Source organism: Pelosinus sp. sgz500959 (assembly GCF_042610375.1).
Taxonomy (GTDB): Bacteria; Bacillota; Negativicutes; order DSM-13327; family DSM-13327; genus CTSoil-075.
The window spans coordinates 91,636-108,665 of the sequence record NZ_JBGJZL010000003.1; the positions used below are offsets into that span (position 1 = coordinate 91,636).

At 39.2% G+C, this 17,030-nt stretch carries 19 protein-coding genes; 18 read left to right on the top strand and 1 reads right to left on the bottom strand.

Going from position 1 to position 17,030, the window contains the following annotated elements; translation table 11 throughout:
- Positions 1-36 precede the first annotated feature (36 nt).
- From ACAN52_RS05305 to ACAN52_RS05365, 13 genes are all read left to right on the top strand, one after another.
- Positions 37-1,434, top strand: coding sequence for a GntP family permease (locus ACAN52_RS05305; RefSeq protein ID WP_378953264.1), 1,398 nt, complete (start codon positions 37-39; stop codon positions 1,432-1,434).
- 179 nt (positions 1,435-1,613) lie between these two features.
- Positions 1,614-2,261 (top strand): CoA transferase subunit A, encoded by a 648-nt coding sequence (locus tag ACAN52_RS05310; RefSeq protein ID WP_378953266.1) that lies wholly within the window; start codon positions 1,614-1,616, stop codon positions 2,259-2,261.
- Positions 2,262-2,275: 14 nt separating this feature from the next.
- A complete protein-coding gene (locus ACAN52_RS05315; RefSeq protein WP_378953268.1) occupies positions 2,276-2,926 on the top strand; it encodes a 3-oxoacid CoA-transferase subunit B in 651 nt (216 codons plus the stop codon).
- Positions 2,927-3,131: 205 nt separating this feature from the next.
- Positions 3,132-3,812, top strand: a complete 681-nt coding sequence (locus ACAN52_RS05320; RefSeq protein ID WP_378953270.1) for a methyl-accepting chemotaxis protein — start codon at positions 3,132-3,134, stop codon at positions 3,810-3,812.
- Positions 3,813-3,845: 33 nt separating this feature from the next.
- Positions 3,846-5,027 (top strand): acetyl-CoA C-acetyltransferase, encoded by a 1,182-nt coding sequence (locus ACAN52_RS05325; RefSeq protein WP_378953272.1) that lies wholly within the window; start codon positions 3,846-3,848, stop codon positions 5,025-5,027.
- 186 nt (positions 5,028-5,213) lie between these two features.
- Positions 5,214-5,387, top strand: coding sequence for a hypothetical protein (locus ACAN52_RS05330; protein WP_378953274.1), 174 nt, complete (start codon positions 5,214-5,216; stop codon positions 5,385-5,387).
- A gap of 160 nt (positions 5,388-5,547) precedes the next feature.
- Positions 5,548-6,687 (top strand): acyl-CoA dehydrogenase, encoded by a 1,140-nt coding sequence (locus ACAN52_RS05335; protein WP_378953276.1) that lies wholly within the window; start codon positions 5,548-5,550, stop codon positions 6,685-6,687.
- Between the two features lie 55 nt (positions 6,688-6,742).
- Positions 6,743-7,531: an electron transfer flavoprotein subunit beta/FixA family protein gene (locus ACAN52_RS05340; protein WP_378953278.1), complete on the top strand. Its 789-nt coding sequence runs from the start codon at positions 6,743-6,745 to the stop codon at positions 7,529-7,531.
- Between the two features lie 18 nt (positions 7,532-7,549).
- Complete coding sequence (locus ACAN52_RS05345; protein WP_378953280.1) at positions 7,550-8,740, top strand: FAD-binding protein; 1,191 nt, start codon at positions 7,550-7,552, stop codon at positions 8,738-8,740.
- A 13-nt stretch (positions 8,741-8,753) separates the two neighbouring features.
- A complete protein-coding gene (locus ACAN52_RS05350) occupies positions 8,754-9,170 on the top strand; it encodes a MaoC family dehydratase (protein WP_378953282.1) in 417 nt (138 codons plus the stop codon).
- 242 nt (positions 9,171-9,412) lie between these two features.
- Entirely contained in the window at positions 9,413-10,087 is a 675-nt protein-coding gene (locus tag ACAN52_RS05355; protein WP_378953284.1) for a hypothetical protein, read from the top strand.
- A gap of 271 nt (positions 10,088-10,358) precedes the next feature.
- Positions 10,359-11,270, top strand: a complete 912-nt coding sequence (locus ACAN52_RS05360; RefSeq protein WP_378953285.1) for a hypothetical protein — start codon at positions 10,359-10,361, stop codon at positions 11,268-11,270.
- 172 nt (positions 11,271-11,442) lie between these two features.
- The gene (locus tag ACAN52_RS05365) at positions 11,443-11,892 is read left to right on the top strand and encodes a tetratricopeptide repeat protein (RefSeq protein ID WP_378953287.1); all 450 of its coding nucleotides are present in this window, start codon (positions 11,443-11,445) and stop codon (positions 11,890-11,892) included.
- Between the two features lie 136 nt (positions 11,893-12,028).
- Here ACAN52_RS05365 and ACAN52_RS05370 read toward each other — a convergent pair whose 3' ends face one another.
- Positions 12,029-12,235, bottom strand: coding sequence for a hypothetical protein (locus ACAN52_RS05370; protein ID WP_378953289.1), 207 nt, complete (start codon positions 12,233-12,235; stop codon positions 12,029-12,031).
- Between the two features lie 272 nt (positions 12,236-12,507).
- Here ACAN52_RS05370 and ACAN52_RS05375 point away from each other — a divergent pair, with 272 nt between their 5' ends.
- The 5 genes from ACAN52_RS05375 (at position 12,508) to ACAN52_RS05395 (ending at position 16,952) form a co-directional block, all read left to right on the top strand.
- A complete protein-coding gene (locus tag ACAN52_RS05375) occupies positions 12,508-12,933 on the top strand; it encodes a DUF523 domain-containing protein (protein ID WP_378953291.1) in 426 nt (141 codons plus the stop codon).
- A gap of 95 nt (positions 12,934-13,028) precedes the next feature.
- Positions 13,029-13,679, top strand: a complete 651-nt coding sequence (locus tag ACAN52_RS05380; RefSeq protein ID WP_378953293.1) for an MtnX-like HAD-IB family phosphatase — start codon at positions 13,029-13,031, stop codon at positions 13,677-13,679.
- A 151-nt stretch (positions 13,680-13,830) separates the two neighbouring features.
- A complete protein-coding gene (locus ACAN52_RS05385) occupies positions 13,831-14,190 on the top strand; it encodes a PadR family transcriptional regulator (protein WP_378953295.1) in 360 nt (119 codons plus the stop codon).
- Between the two features lie 79 nt (positions 14,191-14,269).
- Positions 14,270-15,289, top strand: coding sequence for an HlyD family secretion protein (locus ACAN52_RS05390; protein ID WP_378953297.1), 1,020 nt, complete (start codon positions 14,270-14,272; stop codon positions 15,287-15,289).
- Positions 15,290-15,374: 85 nt separating this feature from the next.
- Entirely contained in the window at positions 15,375-16,952 is a 1,578-nt protein-coding gene (locus ACAN52_RS05395) for a DHA2 family efflux MFS transporter permease subunit (protein ID WP_378953299.1), read from the top strand.
- The last annotated feature ends 78 nt before the right edge of the window (positions 16,953-17,030 follow it).

Sequence of the window (17,030 nt, forward strand, 5' to 3'; positions counted from 1 at the left end):
GTTGATAAAAATTAAAATATAGGGAGGCAATTCACTGTGGAAGTATTCGGGATATTGCTCAGTCTGGTTTTGCTGATGTTCTTAGCGTATAGGGGTTTTTCTGTCATTTTATTTGCACCGATTTTTGCGCTTTTAGCAGCTGCAAGTCAAGGTTTTTCGGTGATGCCCTCATATACTGAGTTGTTCATGGCAAAGGCAGTCGTTTATGTCAAATCCTTTTTCCCTATTTTTATGCTAGGTGCTATTTTTGGAAAACTTATGGAGGGAACAGGCTTTGCCAAGGCTATAGCCTATAAGATACTGCAAATCGTAGGAAAAGAACGCGCCATCTTGGCGGTGGTCATTGCGGGTGGTGTGTTGGCCTACGGTGGAGTAAGTCTCTTCGTTATTGTATTTGTTATTTATCCCTTCGCTGCGGCATTGTTCAAAGAAGCGGGTGTCCCTAAACGATTGATACCGGGAATTATTGTACTCGGTGGATGTACTTATACCATGGATGCTCTGCCGGGCACGCCACAAATACAAAATATTATCCCGGCGAATTTTTTTGGTACCAATGTTTACGCTGCACCGTTATTAGGGATTATCGGGTCAATATTGATTTTTGCTTGCGGCATGTATTATTTTGAATGGCGTTGCAAAAAAGCGAATGAAGCAGGCGAGTTTTACGGCGAAGGTCACATTCTAGAACCAGATGAAAGTGACAATAGTACAATTCCTGACTGGAAAATAGCGATAGTACCGTTGCTTGCTGTATTGTTGATAAACTTTATTATGACTAATGTTTATCAATGGAATCCAGATATTCTGGCTCCGTTCATCAGCATGAAAATACCGCTTGTAGCTACTGCGGTTAAGAATGTTTTAGCAATTTGGTCCTTGATTATCGCTGTTGTCATTGGAATTATTTTGGCAATTGGTTTAGGTTACAGAAACTTGCCCAAGGGTGGTTTGGCAACTGCTTTAAATGCAGGAGCTATCGGATCACTGCTAGCAATTATGAACACCGCTTCTGAAGTCGGTTATGGTAATGTTATTGCATCTTTGCCTGGCTTTAGATCCATAGCTGATGCACTTTTAGGCATCCATATAGGTGGAACACCTCTAATTTCAGAAGCTGTGACCATAACAACACTAGCTGGTATTACTGGTTCTGCATCAGGAGGGATGTCCATCGCTCTTGATCTGATGGCCAAAGATTGGCTGTCCTGGGCGAATTCCATAGGCATGTCTCCTGAGGTTCTTCATCGTGTTGCATCCATGGCTTCAGGCGGGATGGACAGTATGCCACATAATGGCGCAGTGATTACTATTATTGCAGTATGTGGTCTGACTCATAAACAATCCTATGGAGATATCGGTGCAATGGTTGCTATTAAAACAATAGTCGCCTTTGTTGTTATCGCGATTCATATGGCAACAGGTATTATATAGTATCGTATGTACACTAGTATAACAGCCTTATTTGCAGGAAAGGGCGCGAATAAAATGCCCTATGCCCTTCATTACAAGGTGTGACGATTACCTTGTAATAAACATCAGAGATTTTTTGTCAGAAGAAAAGCCGGAGAGATTGAGCTTTTCTTCTGACAAAATAAAATTGGAGGCAAGGTATGTCAAAAATTACGACAATTGAACAAGCACTTGAAAAGGTGCAAGATAATATGACGATTATGATCGGTGGTTTCCTCGGAGTGGGGACACCGGAATGTTTGATAGATGCACTGGTTATCAAAGGGACGAAAAATCTCATCGCCATTGCGAATGATACGGCTATGACCGATAAAGGTATTGGTAAGCTTGTGGTTAACCATCAACTCAAGAAGGCGGTTGTTTCTCATATTGGAACTAATCCAGAAACAGGGAGGCAGATGAATGGTGGGGAGCTTGAGGTAGAACTCATTCCTCAGGGCACTTTAGCTGAGCAAATTCGTGCTGGTGGAGCTGGATTAGGTGGCATACTCACACCAACTGGGCTTGGGACGATTGTAGCCGAGGGGAAGGAAATTATAAAAGTAGACGGCAGGGAATTTCTGTTAGAAAAATCCTTAAAGGCTGATGTGGCATTGATCAAGGCCCATACTGCCGATAGAGCTGGAAATTTATTATTCAATCGCTCAACTCGTAATTTTAACCCCTTGATGGCCATGGCAGCCAAAGTGGTTATCGTTGAGGCTGAGAATATTGTAGAAATAGGCCAGATTGATCCAGATCAAGTGATAACGCCTGGGATATTTATTGATTGGATTATCCAGGGATAATGGGGGATATAAAAATGGATGCGAAAACGATTATAGCCAAACGGGTAGCTCAAGAGTTTAAGGATGGATATGTTGTGAATCTCGGCATAGGGATACCTACATTGGCAGCTGATTTCTTGCCAGCTGGTGTTAGTGTGATTCTCCAATCAGAGAATGGTTTCTTAGGACTGGTTCCTTTGGATGGTTCAGCTGATGCCGATCTGGTGAATGCTGGTGGCAAGCCGGTTTCGATTATGCCTGGCGGAGCCGTGTTTGACAGTGCCATGTCATTTGCTATTATCCGGGGCGGGCACGTGGATGTGACTGTTTTGGGGGCATTAGAAGTCGATCAGGAAGGAAATCTCGCCAACTGGATGGTGCCAGGGAAATTGGTGCCGGGTATGGGGGGCGCCATGGATTTGGTATCAGGAGCCAAGAAGGTCATCGTCTCTATGGAGCATACTGGGAGAGATGGAAAATCAAAAATTTTAAAAAAATGTACTCTTCCCTTAACTGGAAAAGGCGTTGTAAATTTTATTATTACCAACTTATGTGTATTTGAAGTAACGTCGGCAGGATTAATTCTTCTAGAGACCGCACCAGGTGTTACAGTAGATGAAGTGAGGGATAATACTGGGGCCGAATTTTTAATAGGGCCTCATGTGTGCACCATGCCAATCCTTTAAATCTTCGTCCAAATTCATCACGATAAAATAGGAGTTGAGTACACTGAGTGATGAGAGTAATGCCTCCATATTTAATAATTTTTTCCAGGTACTGCCTCTTATCAAAGAGTTAATTCGGACAGATGTTACAATGGCTGTTTGTAATCGAGAAAAGTATATATTTAGCCTGATAAATCCCAAAATTGATACGGGGGTCAAGGCTGGTATGCTCTTAAGGCCTGGTACAGCGATTGTTCGGGCAATGGAAGAAAAAAAGATTATCCAGATGCGTGGTAACAAAGAAAAATTTGGAGTTCCTTATATTGGTGCTGCAGTCCCAATCGTTGATGATGAGAAGAAGGTCATTGGAGCAGTCGCTTTCGTAGAGTCAGTAGACATACAAGATGCTGTGTGTGGAATGGCTTTGAAACTATCAGATGCAATTGCCACCATAGCAAGCACAACAGAGGAAGTTTCGGCGCAGACATTAGAAGTATCTGTGATTTGTAAGACACTAGCCCAATTATCGGAAGAATCACAGGCAAGAGTCCGAGAAACTGGTCAAGTGCTCGAAATAATAAAAAGTGTTGCGGGACAGACGAATTTACTAGGACTAAATGCTGCCATTGAAGCTGCTCGTGTAGGCCAGCATGGACGAGGATTTGCAGTAGTTGCAGAAGAAATTAGAAAACTTTCTGACAGCTCAGCTTTATCTGTGCGGAGAATAACTGAAATTATTCGAGGGGTTCAAGGTGATAGTGAGTACAATCAGCAAGAGCTGAGTCGTATCGGAGAAATGACAGCTCAAGTTGCTGAAGCTGTTAACCATGTCGCAGAAACCATGCAAGTCATTGGTACAATGGCAGTCAAACTGGATCATATCGCAGAAAGACTAAATAATAAATAAGGACGATATTTTTTTGAGGATGGTGTTTTTTTTATGAGAGAGGTAGTTATTGTTAGTGCAGTGCGTACTGCAGTTGGTAGTTTCAATGGCTCGCTATCGCCTTTTTCCGCTGTAGATCTTGGAAGTATGGTCATTAAAGAGGCTATCGTGCGCGCTGGTATCGACGAAGCAAGTATTGATGAAGTTATTTTTGGTAATGTACTTCAGGCAGGTCTAGGACAGAATCCGGCCCGTCAGGCTTCGATTAAAGCTGGTATTCCAATAGAAGTGCCGTCCTTTACAGTAAATAAAGTCTGTGGCTCAGGACTCAAAACAGTCAATCTAGCAGCAGAGGCGATTATGGCTGGCAGTGCAGAGATTATTGTTGCCGGCGGTATGGAAAGCATGACAAATGCGCCATATGTAGTAAATAGCAAAGCACGTCAAGGTCTTCGCATGGGTCATTCGACATTAACAGATGTCATGATTAAGGATGGTTTGTGGGATGCATTTAACAATTATCATATGGGGATGACCGCTGAAAATGTTGCTGAAAAATTCGGGATTACCCGTGAGATGCAAGATCAGCTAGCTATTAATTCTCAAAACAAGGCTATTAAAGCCATTGAAAGTGGCGCATTTACCAAAGAAATAGTACCAATAACCATTAAAGGCAAAAACGGTGATACCATTTTTGATACCGACGAATTTGTTAAGAGTGGGACAACGATTGAAAAAGTTTCGGCTTTGCGCACAGCATTTAAAAAAGATGGTACTGTTACTGCTGCTAATGCGTCAGGTATTAATGATGGAGCAGTTGCTTTAGTGATCATGTCTGCTGATAAAGCCAAAGAACTTGGTATTAAGCCTATGGCTCGTATTCGTTCTTTCGCTTCAGGTGGTGTTGATCCAAGTCTTATGGGAATTGGGCCTGTGCCAGCATCCTGCAAAGCGCTAAGTAAAGCGGGCTTGACGATTGATGATCTTGATTTGATTGAGGCTAATGAAGCGTTTGCTGCTCAGTTCTTAGCGGTAGGCAAAGAACTTGGCTTTGATCAAGAAAAAGTGAATGTTAATGGTGGAGCTATTGCACTTGGTCATCCTATTGGTGCAAGCGGAGCACGTATTTTAGTCACCTTGCTCTATGCTATGGAGGCAAGAGATGCGAAATTAGGATTAGCTACATTGTGTATTGGTGGCGGACAAGGGATAGCAACCATTATTGAGCGTATGTAATACTTTGAAATTAGAGATAGAGAATCTATTGACGCTCCATATGTAATCAGTTTGTATGACAATATAAGATAGATCAACTTAGCCTTGGTATTTTCATAACATTATAATTACAACGTAAAAATAATCGCTTCGCGGCATTGAAAATAAGTTTTATGTGAAGAAAAGCAGAATTATAGGGGTGATTATGTGTCCGATATGAGACTGTTTAGCGATCAGAATATAGTTTCGTATGAAGAGATTTCTTCTCCGCTAGAGATGAAAAGAGTAATCAACATGTTGGAAGCTGAAAATGCAAATTTAAAAGAGAAGCTAGAAGTGCTTATGGACATAATAGCCCCTCTGCTGAAACAGAAAAGGTAATGAGCTGGACTAAAATCACTTTGATTGAGTAGTTGTGAATGGACTCGGTGAAGATGTTGGCTTCTTGCTTGTATTTATAGTTTAATTCAATATTCGAGATATTGCTAAGCGCAGGGTACGAGGTTGAAAAATATATTTAAAATATGAGGAGACTATTATTATGCAATTTACGCTTACTGAAGATCAGAAAATGGTGCAAAAATTAGCTCGTGATTTTGCCGAAAAAAGACTAGTACCAACTGTATCTGAAAGAGATCACAAGGAAGAGTTTTCGCGCCAGTTGGCAAATGAAATGGGTGAAATGGGTTTAATGGGTATATGCTTTCCAGAAAACTATGGCGGTTCTGGTGGTGATGTTCTTAGCTATATTTTAGCTGTTGAAGAATTATCCAAAGGTGATGATGGTGTTGGTATTACATTATCGGCTACGGTATCACTGTGCGCATGGCCAATTTATGCTTATGGTACGGAAGAGCAAAAACAAAAATATCTAGTTCCCTTGGCTGAAGGTGAAAAACTAGGTGCCTTTGGACTGACTGAACCAAACGCTGGTACTGATGCAGGCGGTCAACAGACTATTGCAGTACTTGATGGTGATGATTATATTCTTAACGGTAGCAAAATTTTTATTACGAATGCTGGTGAAGCTGAAATCTATGTTGTATTTGCTATGACTGATAAATCAAAAGGCATGAAGGGCATTAGCGCATTTATCGTAGAAAAAGATATGCCAGGTTTTAGTTTTGGTAAAAAAGAACACAAAATGGGTATTCATACTTCATTAACTAATGAACTGTCATTCCAAGATGTACGTGTACCAAAAGAAAACTTACTGGGGAAATTAGGAGAAGGTTTTAAAATTGCCATGTCCACCTTGGATGGCGGTCGTATCGGTGTGGCTGCTCAGGCACTTGGTATTGCACAAGCGGCTCTTGATCATGCGATTAAATATTCAAAAGAACGAGTACAATTTGGTCAGCCTATTTGTAAAAACCAGGCGATTGCATTTATGATGGCTGATATGGCTACCAAAATTGATGCAGCTCGTTTGCTAGTCTATCGTGCGGCTTATCTGAAAGATCAAGGGCTTTCATATTCCAAGGAAGCGGCAATGGCGAAGTTGTATGCATCTGATATTGCGATGGAAGTTACTACTGATGCGGTGCAAATCTTTGGCGGCTATGGCTATAGTCGGGAATATCCAGTTGAGCGTCTGATGCGTAATGCTAAGATTACACAAATTTATGAAGGAACTAACCAAGTCCAACGTATGGTTATTTCTGGAGCTATTTTACGCTAAAAGAAGACTTGGCAGGTATGAAATTTATATTCACAAAACAGGAGGGATTAAAACAATGGAAATAGTCGTATGTATCAAGCAAGTGCCTGACACTACAGAAGTAAAAATTGACCCAGTAACAAACACATTGATTCGTCAAGGTGTTCCGAGTATTGTGAATCCTTTTGATAAAAATGCCCTAGAAGCAGCATTACAGTTAAAAGCAAAGTATGGAGCTAGAGTGACTGTTCTTTCTATGGGACCACCTCAGGCTAAGGACGCTCTAAAAGAGTGTTTGGCCATGGGTGCTGATGAAGCGATATTGATGAGCGATCGAGCTTTTGGTGGATCCGATACCTTGGCAACAAGTAATACCTTGGCAGCTGGTATTAATAAAATAGATAAAGTTGATATTATTATTTGTGGAAAACAAGCAATTGATGGGGACACTGCGCAAGTCGGACCTGAAATGGCTGAGCATTTAAATCTGACTCAGGTTACTTATGTATCTAAAATTGACAGTATCGATGGTAAGATCATACGTGTTGAACGTGAACATGAGGAAGGCTATGAAGTGGTTGATGCGCAAATGCCAGTACTATTGACTGTTGTCAAATCGATTAACGAGCCGCGCACACCGACTGTCAAAGGTTTGATGAAAGCTTCTCGCAAAGAAATTACTACATGGACAGTAAATGACATAGTTGTTGATTCTAGTGCTATTGGACTTAAAGGTTCACCAACTCAGGTGCGACGTATCTTTACGCCTGAGCGACGTATACAGGGCGAATTGATTCAAGCAGATACGGCTCGGGAAGCAGCTGCTACACTCGCTCGCAGATTAATCGAGGCAAAAATTATATAGGTATATGAGGTGAGAAAAATGGCTGTAGAAGTAAATAAAGAAGAATGTATTGGCTGTAGCGCATGCGTAAGTGCTTGTCCTTTTGGCGCTATTATCATGGATGATAGTAAGGCTGTTATTACTGATGGGTGTACAGTATGTGGGGCTTGTGTTGACACATGCCCAGTGGGCGCAATTATTCATGCAGTAGAAAAAAAAGAATGTGCTATTAATAAAGATGACTATAAAGGTGTTTGGGTCTATATTGAGCAATTTGAAGGACAAGCTCGTAATGTTGGCTATGAACTATTAAATGAAGGACGCAAACTAGCAGATGCAATGAAACAAGAGTTATCAGCTGTCCTTATTGGTGATAATGTAAATCATCTTACGAAAGAAGCAATTGCTAGAGGTGCTGACAAAGTATATTTGGTAGAAGGGGCAGAATTTAATCATTTTAGTACAGATGCATATACGATTACCCTTACAGACCTTATCAATACATATAAACCGTCAGTCATTTTGATGGGTGCAACCATTGATGGACGAGATCTGGGACCACGGGTAGCCTGTCGAGTCACTACTGGATTGACTGCTGATTGTACCAATCTTGGTATCGATGAAGAGACGGGTCTAGTAGCTTGGACTCGTCCAGCATTTGGGGGCAATATTATGGCAACGATTTTGTGCCCAGATCATCGTCCGCAGATGGGTACGATACGTCCTAATGTATTTAAACGTGCAGAACCTGATTTTACCCGTAAAGGTGAGGTTATACAGGTAGCCAGTAAAGTAAAAGTAGAAGATATTCGTACAAAGTTAATTGACATTATTAAAGTATGCACTGCATCGTGCAACTTGGAAGAGGCAAACATCATTGTTTCCGGTGGACGTGGTATGTGTAAACCTGAAAACTTTGCGTTGATTGAACAGTTGGCAAGTGTACTTGGCGGAGCTGTTGGTTCTTCGCGCGCAGCAGTTGATGCTGGTTGGATGCCGGCGTTGCATCAGGTTGGGCAGACTGGCAAGACCGTAGGACCACAAGTGTATTTTGCTTGTGGTATTTCGGGAGCCATTCAACATGTAGCTGGCATGTCATCTTCTGATATTGTTATTGCCATTAACAAAGATCCAGAGGCCAATATCTTTAAACTTGCCAATTATGGAATTGTTGGTGATGTCATGGAAGTTATCCCTGCCTTAATTGAAGAATTTAAAAAAATTAAATAGGGGGTATTATTTTATGGTACAAGATATTTCATTTGCTGACATCAAGGTCAGCGATAAAGCCAGTATGACTAAAACAGTCAGCGAGTATGATGTTTATACTTTTGCAGGTCTTACCGGCGATTTTAACCCAGTTCATGTTAATGCTGAATTTGCAAAAAACACTATGTTCAAGGAGCGGATTGCCCACGGAATGTTATCGGCAGGTTTTATTTCCAGTGTCCTCGGCACGACTCTTCCAGGAGCCAATACTATTTATCTCAAACAGGAACTAAGCTTCAAAGCTCCAGTAAAAATAGGTGATACAGTTACTGCTACCGTAGAGGTGATAGAAAAGATTGAGGAAAAACACCGTTTGATTTTACGTACAACTGTGATTAATCAGGACGGCATCTTGGTGGTGGATGGAAAAGCAACTGTTATGAAAAAATGATAGTTTGATGAGTATGCCATAGGCTTAGATATCATCAAGACATCTGCAACTTCATCAATAGTTAGCATTTTAATCATCCTCATGGCTCCTTTCTCTTATAGAAATACAAAAGAGACCTATATTCTCCATAGGTCTCTTTTGTATTTGATTTTGTCTAGTAAGTCTCAATCTCTCTCGCAATTTTCAAAAAAACTTTTTCAGTGTATAATAGTGAAAAAGTTTATAATTATTGGAGGGAAAAGATGAAAATATTATCTCTTCTAGATAAACCGGTTAGGCCACGTGAGATAATGGAAGCAATCGAGGAAGATCGAAAAACAATATCAGCTCGGCAGATGGTTGCTGGCTCTAAGAATAAAGCGTTGCGCGAGTGTTGGCAGGCAGCGGCATTCGGGATAGGTTATGAGACTTTTGCTCAACCATGTAAGATTACTGTATTAAGTGGAACACGTCCTCTTGATTTTCAACTTGTAACTGGAGATAAATGTTTGCCTTTCGAAACGGTAATGATTTTGCAAGAGGATAGAAAAATGGGAGATGAATACCGAGAGATTGAAGCAATTGTTGCAAGTGGGAAGACCTATATTAAGCATATTTCGGAAGAAGATATAAGCAACAACGAGAAGAACCTTCCGAATCGTATATGTAAAGCGATAGAAAAGAAATCTTTTAAATATGACCCAAGTGTCAACCTGTGTATTTATCTCAATATCTTTGCTCCTGCTGTAAACATTGAAGAAATAAGAGAAACCTGTAAAGGGCTTGAAAATTCATTTGAATCGATCTGGTTGTTATCTGGAAATCATATTGCTACTCTTTTTATCTCTCCGAAGAGTTCTTTAATAAAAATTGATGTTTTTGGAGAGCATGATGCTAATGCTATTCCAGAGCTTGAAGAGGAAATTAATCCGATGTGATTTGTCGCACGAAAGGTATCTTCAGTTCGATAGTAAAATAAAAAATTAAATTATCTCGAAAAAAGGTTTTTTTTAGTATAAAATGAATATAAGTGTTGGTCGTATATGGTAATATAGAATCTTGAAAGAAGATTTTGCTATCATTTCGCAACAGCTAACCAAGGGGAATTTACTGATTTTTTCATTAATTATATTTGTTATGGTGAATAAATTTAAATATAATCCATCTCTCATATTTTTGTAGTACTAAAATAAAAAAGGAGAGGAAAAAATGAAAAAAGTTAGTATGCGTATTGTATTGATTTTAAGCTTATTGTTACAACTTGGTACTTGGGATTCAATTTTGGCAAAACCACTGAAGGAGATACCAGTATCTAATGTGAAAATTGAACAATGGGTAGGACGCACCTTCACCTTTATGGCTTTGCCTACTGATCAACAAGCTGATGGCTATGAGATGTTTACGGTCAAACAAGAGTCCCAGGGATTTCAGGGAGATCGTTCCTTGCGTATTCCCTACACCGAACATGTTGGGAAAAAAGTGACAGTTAATGAAATTGTAGCTTTTCCAGCAGGTGACAACCAACAAGAATATATGGTCTATATGACGGTGCAGGGTACAGGGGAAAAATTAGTTGGTCGCAGCATGCGTAACCAATTAGAAGGACTAGTATTAACAGCTGATTTGGAGCAAGCGCGGCGACAGTTTTTAGGGAAAACCATTTATCCGAAGTTTAGGGAACTGTCAGGATTAGCTGTTTCTGATGGTATGATCGTACCAGCGTCAGTACCGATTAAAATTGGTGATCCGGTTACAGTTATAGATGTATATATAGGTAATCAATTGCAGCAACCGATTTGGTTAGTTGTTTCTGTAAAAGGGGAAAAGGCAGTCTTACCGATTGCTTATAGCTGGACGAATGCTCCCATTCAGTCTTGGGGGCAGAATGCTCGATGGCAAGACTTTTTATTCATGGAAGATCCAAGAATTAGTCTCGGTGGAACCTTGGATTTATGGAATCAGATTGAAAATGGGAATATAGAAGAAGGTATGACGAAAGAACAAGTCTATCTGAGTTGGGGTAAACCAGTTCGTACTGACGACAATGATTCAATTTGGATTTATGGTACGAATAAACTTAGTTTTCATGGTGAGATATTATACTCTATTGAGGAAATTTAAAACCATACTCAATTCTCGAATGCCAGTATAGCAGTCGTTAAAAGAAGATGGTCTGCCATTCATAGTAGATGGTAGACTACTGGATATTTGATTGCTATATACTGGTTCAATCAATGTGTAGATGATATACTTTAGGTAAATACATTTTTAGAGGTAAAAGGAGTATAGTTATATGTTTGTGAACGAAGATGAACCGTCTCTTACTGCAATTCAATGGTTCAATAAAGGGTATGATTATGATATCAAAGAAGATTATGATAATGCCATTTTCGCCTATACGAAAGCAATTGAATTAAATTCACAAGATGCAGATGCTTATACCAATCGTGGAGCTGTTTATGATACCAAAGGTGAATATGATCTAGCGATTATAGATTATACGAAAGCGATTGAGTTAAATCCACAAGATGCGGATGTTTATGCCAATCGTGGAAATGCTTATCTCAATAAAAATCAATATGATTTAGCGATTAGTGATTATGATAAAACGATTGAATTAGATCCACATGCTGTAGATGTTTATATCAACAAAGTATTTGCTTGTGAAAAATCAGGAAATTACACTGGTTCTCAGATCGAAGTAATTAAACAAAAGATACAAGAACTCGGCGATCATATCTAAGTTCTAATGCAATAGCAATAGCAAGAGCAAGAGTACGAAATCTGTACTCTTTTTCTTTTTGCAAATTCCAGATAGAATAGAGATCTGTGCTATGGTAGAATAAAAATAGCACCCAATAATATGAGTGCTGGATGCCCTATTGTCGTTTTAATACTAGATTAGCATTGACGATGATCCGATTAATGTACTCCATCGAGTTTGCATGTTGTAGGTCGCTCACGATTCTTTGTAACCTCATTGCTTTTTTATGATTGCTCATTGACTCATTGGCAAGTAATGTCTTAATCGTTTGATTTAACTCATCGTGTACCTGTTTGACTCTTAATTTCACTTTTTTGTCCATAATTTGTCCCCTTGTTTATGATCTAGAATAGTCCTTTCTCACCAAGCAATTGTTGAGCTGGTGTTGAAGGTAGTATTTAAGTATGTGTATCTATTATAGCTTATATTGTATAACCTTACTATTATTAGCTTACTTTCCTGTGAAGTATAATAGCAAGGTATATTTTCTGACGATCAATGATCCAGGAATTTACGCTATGATGGTAAATATAGTTTTATGAAGTATAATGTAATCAATAGTGAATGAGATAGTAGCTAAGGAGGTAAATGATTATGATTATAGTCAGTGCATGTTTGGCTGGAGTAGAATGCAGATATAATGGTCAAGCATTTCCTATATCAACGGTGATTGAGATGGTGAAAAAAGGGCAGGCCATTCCCTTATGTCCAGAAATACTGGGGAATTTATCAATACCACGACCTAGCGCTGAACAATGTGACGGAAAAATTTTATCAAATGATGGTCATGATGTAACGAGTGAGTATGTAACAGGAGCCAAGATTGCATTAGGCATTGCACAGCTGGTAGGGTGTAAAAAAGCTATACTAAAGTCTAAATCTCCCACTTGTGGTTGTGGAATGATTTATGATGGTACGTTTTCTGGTAAAATGATTGCAGGTGAAGGCATTTTTTCTAAAATGCTAAAAGAAGAAAATATTAAAGTTTATACTGAGAATGAAATACAGCAATGTATATGATTAAGTTCATAAAAATTGCTAAAATAGCTAAAAAATTAGACGTGGAACTGTAAAAATAATAAGCTGTATATGTGGCACAATCGGGAGGAATCATTTTGAAAAAATTTGCTTTTGTATCTGATTTTGATGGGACGTTAACCAAACGAGATTTTTATCATATTATTATTGATACTTATTTACAGGAGTGGGGAAGACCCTTTTATGAGGACTGGAAAAAAACACGAAAGATTAATGTAGAGTTTTTAAATAAAATATTTGGGGCGATGGGAAAAACTGAGGAAGAGATTTTAGCTGAAATCTGTCGTATACCTTTAGATGAGCATGCAGAGACCTTTATTGAAAAAGTGAAAAAAGCTGGCGGAGAATTCTATATCGTTAGTGCTGGTACGGCTTATTATATTGATTTATTACTTGCTCATCGGCATATTGAAGGGGTTAAAGTTATTTCTATGGCTGGCGTGTATAAAGATGGTGGGATTGAAATTATTCCAGATGAAGAAAGTCCTTATTTTTCTGAAGTATTTGGCGTGAATAAAGCTAAAATAATCGAAGATCTCAAGAAGGAATTTGAGACCGTATTTTTTGCTGGCGATAGTGAACCTGACTTAGGGGCAGCTAAAGGAGCGGACGTTGCTTTTGCGAAAAATGAACTAAAGGAACTCCTTGAGAAAGAAGAAAAAGAATTTATTGCCTTTGATAACTACAGAGAAATTGAACAGTATTTACAAGATAAAGGATGGATTTAAGGAAACAACCATCTATTTAAAGGAATCAGAAAGCATGGGGTCATCATTCATCTTTGGAGAGAATGATGACCCTATGCTTTTTGTTAATTGACAAGAAGATGCAATCTTGATAAAATTAATAAAAATAATTTTAATAAGAAAAGGAGCTATTATGGCAAAGAAAAAAAATAATTACGAGACATTGATGAATCTTATTATTGGTTTATACATACTAAAAATACTTCAGCAAGAATCTGCATATGGAAATAAGCTAGCAACGGAGATTAAGCATCGTACTCAAGGAGCCTATACCCCCAATACAAATGCCCTGTATCCACTTTTGCGAATCATGGAAGAAAAAGGATATATAGTTGGTGAATGGGATAGCCTTGTGACTCGCGGAAAACGAATTTTTACCATTACTGAGGTTGGTATTGCCCGTATACCCGCATTGGAAGTCATGTTGCAAGAGAGAATCGAAGATGTAGAAAGAAGGATGGCAATTTTGCGGACGGATTTACTTGGTCAATAATGTATGTTAATGCATGTTGCGTATTGAATAGAGAAAAACGATATTTATGTAAAAAGTCGATAATAAGAGGTGAAAATTGATGAAGGAAGTAAAGTCAAAACTAAGTAATCGCAGCATGATTATCATTGTAAGTCTACTTATAGCCATTCTCGCTGTCGGTGGAATATGGTGGTGGATTCGTTCTGGAAAGGTTGTTTCTACAGATGATGCGAGAGTGAAAGGGACGATTGTTGCCGTAGGGGCAAAGGTGTCTGGCAGAGTAGAAAAAGTTTTGGTTGATGAAGGTGATCGTGTTGAAGCTGGGCAAGCCATCGTAACATTGGAGAAAGAAGAATTTGCCGCTCAAGTTGAACAAGCCAAGGCGAATTTAGAGATGACAAAGGCTAAATTAGCAGCAGTCATGGCAGGAAATAGACACCAAGAGGTCGCGACGGCAAGTGCTTCTGCTAATCAAGCAACAGCAAATTTGAATAATGCACAAAAAAATTATGAACGTGCTGAGACTCTATATAAACAGGGTGCAATATCGATTCAGCAACTTGATGCTGCTAAAACAGCTGCAGATGTTGCTCAAGCTCAGTATACCTCTGCAAAGGAACAATATAGTTTGTCGGCAGAAGGATCTAGGCCAGAAGATGTTCAAATGGCACAAGCGCAGGTTCGGCAAGCTCAGGCAGCATTAACAAATCTTGAAATTCAACTCGCGAATGCAACTGTGAAGGCACCCATCTCTGGGGTTGTGGCCTTAAAATCTATAGAAAATGGTGAAATTGTCTCTGTCGGCCAGCAGTTATTTAGTATAACCAATCTAGCAGATGTCTGGATTAATGCCAATATAGAAGAAACGTATATTGGACGAATCAAAGTCGATCAACCAGTGGAATTTACCATAGATGCCTTCCCTGATAAGAAGTTTATTGGTCATGTCATAGAAGTTGGCTCAGCAACTGGTTCTCAGTTTGCTTTGTTGTCAACAGAAAATAGTTCCAGTAATTTTACGAAAGTTACGCAACGGTTACCAATTAAAATAAAATCTGAAGAAGCTGATCAAATTCTTAAACCAGGAATGTCTGCGATTGTAAGCATCATGACAAAGTAAATAAGAATAATTTTATCTAATTAAGTTTGTGAATCAGATTGGGAGTGCGTAATTGGTTTTTCCAAAAAAGGAAGGTAGTTACCCTATGTTTAAAAAATATGCTATTTTGTGTGCTGTTTGTTTTGGCACCATATTGAGTGCTTACGTGAGTAGTTGCGTCAATATTGCACTTCCTAATATTATGGCAGCGTTGAATTTTAATATGGATTCTGTTGTATGGGTTTCATTGGCGTATATGTTGCCTTATGGTTCAACACTTCCTTTAACCGGAAAGTTAGGAGATCAATTTGGAGCCAAAAATATCTATGTGATTGGGCTTACTATCTTTACGGCCGCCTCTTTATTTTGTGGTCTTGCCACTAATTCTGCAGGGATGCTTCTTTTTCGTATTACTCAAGGGATCGGAGCAGGGATGTTATTGCCCAATGCGATGACGATTGTTGCCGAAACATTCGAATCCCATGAACGAGGAGCAGCACTTGGGATATGGAGCGCAATGGCGGCTGCTGGGAGTGCAATGGGACCAACGGTTGGTGGATATTTAATCGAAAACTTTGATTGGCGATCAATCTTCTTTTCTGTTATACCTTTTTGTATGATCAGTATCGGTTATGCCTTTGCTGTGATACCCAAATCAAAACGTAATTCAGCGACGAAAATTGATTATTTAGGTGCCGCCCTCTTAATTACCAGTATTAGTTCATTACTCGTTGCACTGAATCAAGGGCAAAAAGAAGGATGGGATTCTCTTTACATTGTGCTGCTGTTTTACCTAACATTTGCTTCTTTTGTCTTATTTATTGCTTTTGAACTAAAAGTAGATAACCCTATGATTGAGGTTGAATTATTCCGCAGTATTAATTTTACCCTTGCCAATGTAGTCGGTTTCATTTCATTTGTAGCATTTTATGGAGGCATGTTTTTAATGCCATTTTTTCTAAAATCAATTCTTAATTACAGTTCTACCACTGCAGGGTTGATGTTGCTTCCTATGACCGCGACCATGGTTGTTTTTGCTCCGCTCGGGGGACGATTAGCTGACCGTTTTGGTTCTCGGCTTCCAACCTTCGCAGGAATTCTAATGATTTCAGGAGCTTTATATTCTTTGGATACGATTAGCCCTGATTATTCGGCTCATGATTTCTTTTTTAGGCTTACCTTATTTGGGATGGGACTTGGATTTACCATGTCACCCTTAAGTAACTGCGCCATTGGATCTCTGCCTAAAGATAAGGTTGGAGTTGGATCGGGTATATTTAATTTGGCAAAAATTATTGGTGGTAGTATTGGTGTTGTCTTTGCAGAAACATTACTGACTCGGCGAGAAATCTATCATACGGCAATATTACAAGAATATTTAAATGCTGCTGGACATTCCTCGCGAGAAATATTTCAATTGTTGAGTAGCCTTTGGGGTAAGCAAGGTATGGATGGGGCAATGCTATCTGAGGCAACTCATGGCTGGTTGACAGGGCAGGGTTTGTTGCCAGCACAATATTCCATGTTAAAAGCAATTTTGAGTCAAATGGTAGCTAAGCAATCCACAATATTGTCCTTTCAGGATGTATTCCATACCATTGCATTCTTATGTTTATGCGGTGGTGTGTTGGCGCTATTCATCCAGAAGAAAACTGTAGTTTTGAATTCTAAGCCACAGGAATAGATGAACATAGCGGGATTAGCTCAGAACATATTTTATAAAAGACAAAGAAGGCTAAAAATCTTGATTCAAGATTTTTAG